This window comes from Herbiconiux oxytropis (assembly GCF_024979315.1).
Classification (GTDB): Bacteria; Actinomycetota; Actinomycetes; order Actinomycetales; family Microbacteriaceae; genus Herbiconiux; species Herbiconiux oxytropis.
In genome coordinates this window covers 1-5545 of record NZ_JANLCK010000023.1, presented here as the reverse complement: position 1 = coordinate 5545, position 5545 = coordinate 1, and the positions used below count along the sequence as shown (strand labels likewise).

3 rRNA genes are annotated in these 5545 nt (G+C 54.0%); all 3 read left to right on the top strand.

From position 1 onward, the window contains the following. The first annotated feature begins 207 nt into the window (after positions 1-207). The 3 genes from N1028_RS19650 to rrf all read left to right on the top strand — a co-directional run bounded on the left by N1028_RS19650 (position 208) and on the right by rrf (position 5539). A 16S ribosomal RNA gene (locus tag N1028_RS19650) occupies positions 208-1730 on the top strand. 431 nt (positions 1731-2161) lie between these two features. Then, positions 2162-5282, top strand: a 23S ribosomal RNA gene (locus N1028_RS19645). A 140-nt stretch (positions 5283-5422) separates the two neighbouring features. After that, positions 5423-5539, top strand: a 5S ribosomal RNA gene (gene rrf / locus N1028_RS19640). Together the 16S, 23S and 5S rRNA genes form the textbook arrangement of a ribosomal RNA operon. Positions 5540-5545: the final 6 nt, after the last annotated feature.

Below are 5545 nucleotides of genomic sequence, written 5' to 3'. Positions count from 1 at the left end.
TGGTGGGGCCGGTGCGTCCGATCCTTGAGAACTCAACAGCGTGCACAATGTCAAATGCCAAAAACCCGTTGGCTGACCTTTTGGTTGGTCGCGGATTCCTTTTGGGAAACATTTAAACAAACAAAGCAAGTCAGTAATGATTTGTTCTGTCAGTTTCAAACTTGCAAGTCAGTGAACCTATTCCGGTTGCTGGTTTGTGCGTAATCATTTACGGAGAGTTTGATCCTGGCTCAGGACGAACGCTGGCGGCGTGCTTAACACATGCAAGTCGAACGGTGAAGCAGGAGCTTGCTCTTGTGGATCAGTGGCGAACGGGTGAGTAACACGTGAGTAACCTGCCCTTGACTCTGGGATAAGCGTTGGAAACGACGTCTAATACCGGATACGAGCTGAGACCGCATGGTCATCAGTTGGAAAGAATTTTGGTCAAGGATGGACTCGCGGCCTATCAGCTTGTTGGTGAGGTAATGGCTCACCAAGGCGACGACGGGTAGCCGGCCTGAGAGGGTGACCGGCCACACTGGGACTGAGACACGGCCCAGACTCCTACGGGAGGCAGCAGTGGGGAATATTGCACAATGGGCGCAAGCCTGATGCAGCAACGCCGCGTGAGGGATGACGGCCTTCGGGTTGTAAACCTCTTTTAGTAGGGAAGAAGCGAAAGTGACGGTACCTGCAGAAAAAGCACCGGCTAACTACGTGCCAGCAGCCGCGGTAATACGTAGGGTGCAAGCGTTGTCCGGAATTATTGGGCGTAAAGAGCTCGTAGGCGGTTTGTCGCGTCTGCTGTGAAAACTGGAGGCTCAACCTCCAGCCTGCAGTGGGTACGGGCAGACTAGAGTGCGGTAGGGGAGATTGGAATTCCTGGTGTAGCGGTGGAATGCGCAGATATCAGGAGGAACACCGATGGCGAAGGCAGATCTCTGGGCCGTAACTGACGCTGAGGAGCGAAAGCGTGGGGAGCGAACAGGATTAGATACCCTGGTAGTCCACGCCGTAAACGTTGGGAACTAGATGTGGGGACCATTCCACGGTCTCCGTGTCGCAGCTAACGCATTAAGTTCCCCGCCTGGGGAGTACGGCCGCAAGGCTAAAACTCAAAGGAATTGACGGGGGCCCGCACAAGCGGCGGAGCATGCGGATTAATTCGATGCAACGCGAAGAACCTTACCAAGGCTTGACATATACGAGAACGGGCCAGAAATGGTCAACTCTTTGGACACTCGTAAACAGGTGGTGCATGGTTGTCGTCAGCTCGTGTCGTGAGATGTTGGGTTAAGTCCCGCAACGAGCGCAACCCTCGTTCTATGTTGCCAGCACGTTATGGTGGGAACTCATAGGAGACTGCCGGGGTCAACTCGGAGGAAGGTGGGGATGACGTCAAATCATCATGCCCCTTATGTCTTGGGCTTCACGCATGCTACAATGGCCGGTACAAAGGGCTGCAATACCGTAAGGTGGAGCGAATCCCAAAAAGCCGGTCTCAGTTCGGATTGAGGTCTGCAACTCGACCTCATGAAGTCGGAGTCGCTAGTAATCGTGGATCAGCAACGCCACGGTGAATACGTTCCCGGGCCTTGTACACACCGCCCGTCAAGTCATGAAAGTCGGTAACACCCGAAGCCGGTGGCCCAACCTTTTGGAGGGAGCCGTCGAAGGTGGGATCGGTGATTAGGACTAAGTCGTAACAAGGTAGCCGTACCGGAAGGTGCGGCTGGATCACCTCCTTTCTAAGGAGCATCTGGCAATCATTGGTTGTCCAGGCACGCCAGATCGAGACATACGTTCTCGCTGGTAGCTCATGGGTGGAACATTGACATTGATGCTGCAGGAACCGCTTAGGCGCTAGTACAACTCTTTTGGAGTTCGGAACGTGGTCTGGGTGGGGGTGGTGGCATATGCACGCTGTTGGGTCCTGAGGGACCGGAACGGTCAGCTTCTTCGGGGGCTGGTTGGACTGAACCTCTGGACCCTTTCCTCGTTTCACCTTGTGTGGGTCGTGGGGGAGGGTACCGCCCGTACTTTGAGAACTACACAGTGGACGCGAGCATCTTAGATTCAGGCATTTATGTCTGGATCACAAAGATCAACAACAACCCTTCGGGGTTGTGTAGATCATTGGTCAATTTTTCTAACGAAGAATCGATTCAAACTCATGTGATTTCAAGTTTCTAAGAGCAAACGGTGGATGCCTTGGCATCTGGAGCCGAAGAAGGACGTATAAATCTGCGATAAGCCTCGGGGAGCTGATAATAGAGCTTTGATCCGAGGATTTCCGAATGGGGAAACCCCGCCGGGCCCTTTGGGTGACCCGGTGACTCCCGCCTGAATATATAGGGCGGGTAGAGGGAACGTGGGGAAGTGAAACATCTCAGTACCCACAGGAAGAGAAAACAACAGTGATTCCGTGAGTAGTGGCGAGCGAAACCGGAAGAGGCTAAACCGATCATGTGTGATAGCCGGCAGGCGTTGCATGGTCGGGGTTGTGGGACTTTTCTGCTGTTACTGCCGTACAGCGAGCGTTACAACGCAATATAGGCGAATGGTCTTGAAAGGCCAGTCAGAGAGGGTGCCAACCCCGTAGCCGAAATGTTGCAATGGCGCGAAGAGTATCCCAAGTAGCACGGGGCCCGAGAAATCCCGTGTGAATCTGTCAGGACCACCTGATAAGCCTAAATACTCCCAGATGACCGATAGCGGACAAGTACCGTGAGGGAAAGGTGAAAAGTACCCCGGGAGGGGAGTGAAATAGTACCTGAAACCGTTTGCTTACAAACCGTTGGAGCACCCTTGTTGGTGTGACAGCGTGCCTTTTGAAGAATGAGCCTGCGAGTTAGTGATATGTGGCGAGGTTAACCCGTGAGGGGCAGCCGTAGCGAAAGCGAGTCTTAATAGGGCGATCGAGTCGCATGTTCTAGACCCGAAGCGAAGTGATCTATCCATGGCCAGGTTGAAGCGACGGTAAGACGTCGTGGAGGACCGAACCCACTTCAGTTGAAAATGGAGGGGATGAGCTGTGGATAGGGGTGAAAGGCCAATCAAACTTCGTGATAGCTGGTTCTCTCCGAAATGCATTTAGGTGCAGCGTTGCGTGTTTCTTGCCGGAGGTAGAGCTACTGGATAGCCGATGGGCCCCAAAAGGTTACTGACGTTAGCCAAACTCCGAATGCCGGTAAGTGAGAGCGCAGCAGTGAGACGGTGGGGGATAAGCTTCATCGTCGAGAGGGAAACAACCCAGACCACCAACTAAGGTCCCAAAGCGCGTGCTAAGTGGGAAAGGATGTGGAGTTGCACAGACAACCAGGAGGTTGGCTTAGAAGCAGCCACCCTTGAAAGAGTGCGTAATAGCTCACTGGTCAAGTGATTCCGCGCCGACAATGTAACGGGGCTCAAGCACGCCACCGAAGTTGTGGCATTCATATTAGTGGCAGGCCTTCGTGGTCCAGCCGTGTGGATGGGTAGGAGAGCGTCGTGTGGCGAGTGAAGCGGCGGTGGAAACCAGCCGTGGACGCCACACGAGTGAGAATGCAGGCATGAGTAGCGAAAGACGGGTGAGAAACCCGTCCTCCGAAAGACCAAGGGTTCCAGGGCCAGGCTAATCCGCCCTGGGTAAGTCGGGACCTAAGGCGAGGCCGACAGGCGTAGTCGATGGACAACGGGTTGATATTCCCGTACTGACGAAGAACCGCCCAAGCCAATCCAGTAGTGCTAAGAGTCCTAACCCGCAACTGACTGATCCCTTCGGGGTGACGCTGTGCGGTCTAACGCTCGAACCCGTCTGGTGCGGTTAGCGTATTAACAGGTGTGACGCAGGAAGGTAGCTGAGCCGGGCGATGGTTGTCCCGGTCTAAGGATGTAGGCCGAGAGATAGGCAAATCCGTCTCTCATATAAGGCTGAGACCCGATGGGTAGTCCTCACGGACGAAATCAGTGATCCTATGCTGCCAAGAAAAGCATCGACGCGAGGTTCCAGTCACCCGTACCCCAAACCGACTCAGGTGGTCAGGTAGAGAATACCAAGGAGATCGAGAGAATCGTGGTTAAGGAACTCGGCAAAATGCCCCCGTAACTTCGGGAGAAGGGGGGCCTGAGGCGTGAAGGGATTTACTCCTGGAGCGTTTGAAGGCCGCAGAGACCAGTGGGAAGCGACTGTTTACTAAAAACACAGGTCCGTGCCAAGTCGCAAGACGATGTATACGGACTGACGCCTGCCCGGTGCTGGAAGGTTAAGAGGAACGGTTAGCCGCAAGGCGAAGCTGAGAATTTAAGCCCCAGTAAACGGCGGTGGTAACTATAACCATCCTAAGGTAGCGAAATTCCTTGTCGGGTAAGTTCCGACCTGCACGAATGGCGTAACGACTTCCCAGCTGTCTCAACCGCGAACTCGGCGAAATTGCACTACGAGTAAAGATGCTCGTTACGCGCAGCAGGACGGAAAGACCCCGTGACCTTTACTACAGTTTGGTATTGGTGTTCGGTGTGGCTTGTGTAGGATAGGTGGGAGACTGTGAAGCCCGGACGCTAGTTCGGGTGGAGTCATTGTTGAAATACCACTCTGGTCACTCTGGATATCTAACTACGGACCCTGATCGGGTCCTGGGACAGTGCCTGATGGGTAGTTTAACTGGGGCGGTTGCCTCCTAAAAAGTAACGGAGGCGCCCAAAGGTTCCCTCAATCTGGTTGGCAATCAGATGGCGAGTGTAAGTGCACAAGGGAGCTTGACTGTGAGACTGACAAGTCGAGCAGGGACGAAAGTCGGGACTAGTGATCCGGCAGTGGCTTGTGGAAGCGCTGTCGCTCAACGGATAAAAGGTACCTCGGGGATAACAGGCTGATCTTGCCCAAGAGTCCATATCGACGGCATGGTTTGGCACCTCGATGTCGGCTCGTCGCATCCTGGGGCTGGAGTAGGTCCCAAGGGTTGGGCTGTTCGCCCATTAAAGCGGTACGCGAGCTGGGTTTAGAACGTCGTGAGACAGTTCGGTCCCTATCCGCTGCGCGCGTAGGAAATTTGAAAGGATCTGACCCTAGTACGAGAGGACCGGGTTGGACGAACCTCTGGTGTGTCAGTTGTTCCGCCAGGAGCACCGCTGATTAGCTACGTTCGGGATGGATAACCGCTGAAAGCATCTAAGCGGGAAGCCGGCCTTGAGATGAGATTTCCATACCCTTCGGGGTGAGAGGCTCCCAGCTAGACTACTGGGTTGATAGGCAGGATGTGGAAGCGAGGACTAAAGACTCGTGGAGCTGACCTGTACTAATAAGCCGATAACTTGATAATCACTACACCCATACATGTTGTAAGGCTGGTATGGGTGGCCAAGATTGCTTGCGTCCACTATGTGGTTCTCGATGTACGGTCGAGAACCAAGTCATTCAGCAATGAATGCTTGAAACTTCTAGATAGAACATCTCTAGTGTTTCGGCGGCCATAGCGAGAGGGAAACGCCCGGTCACATTCCGAACCCGGAAGCTAAGACTCTCTGCGCCGATGGTACTGCAAGGGGGACCTTGTGGGAGAGTAGGACACCGCCGGACTTACTT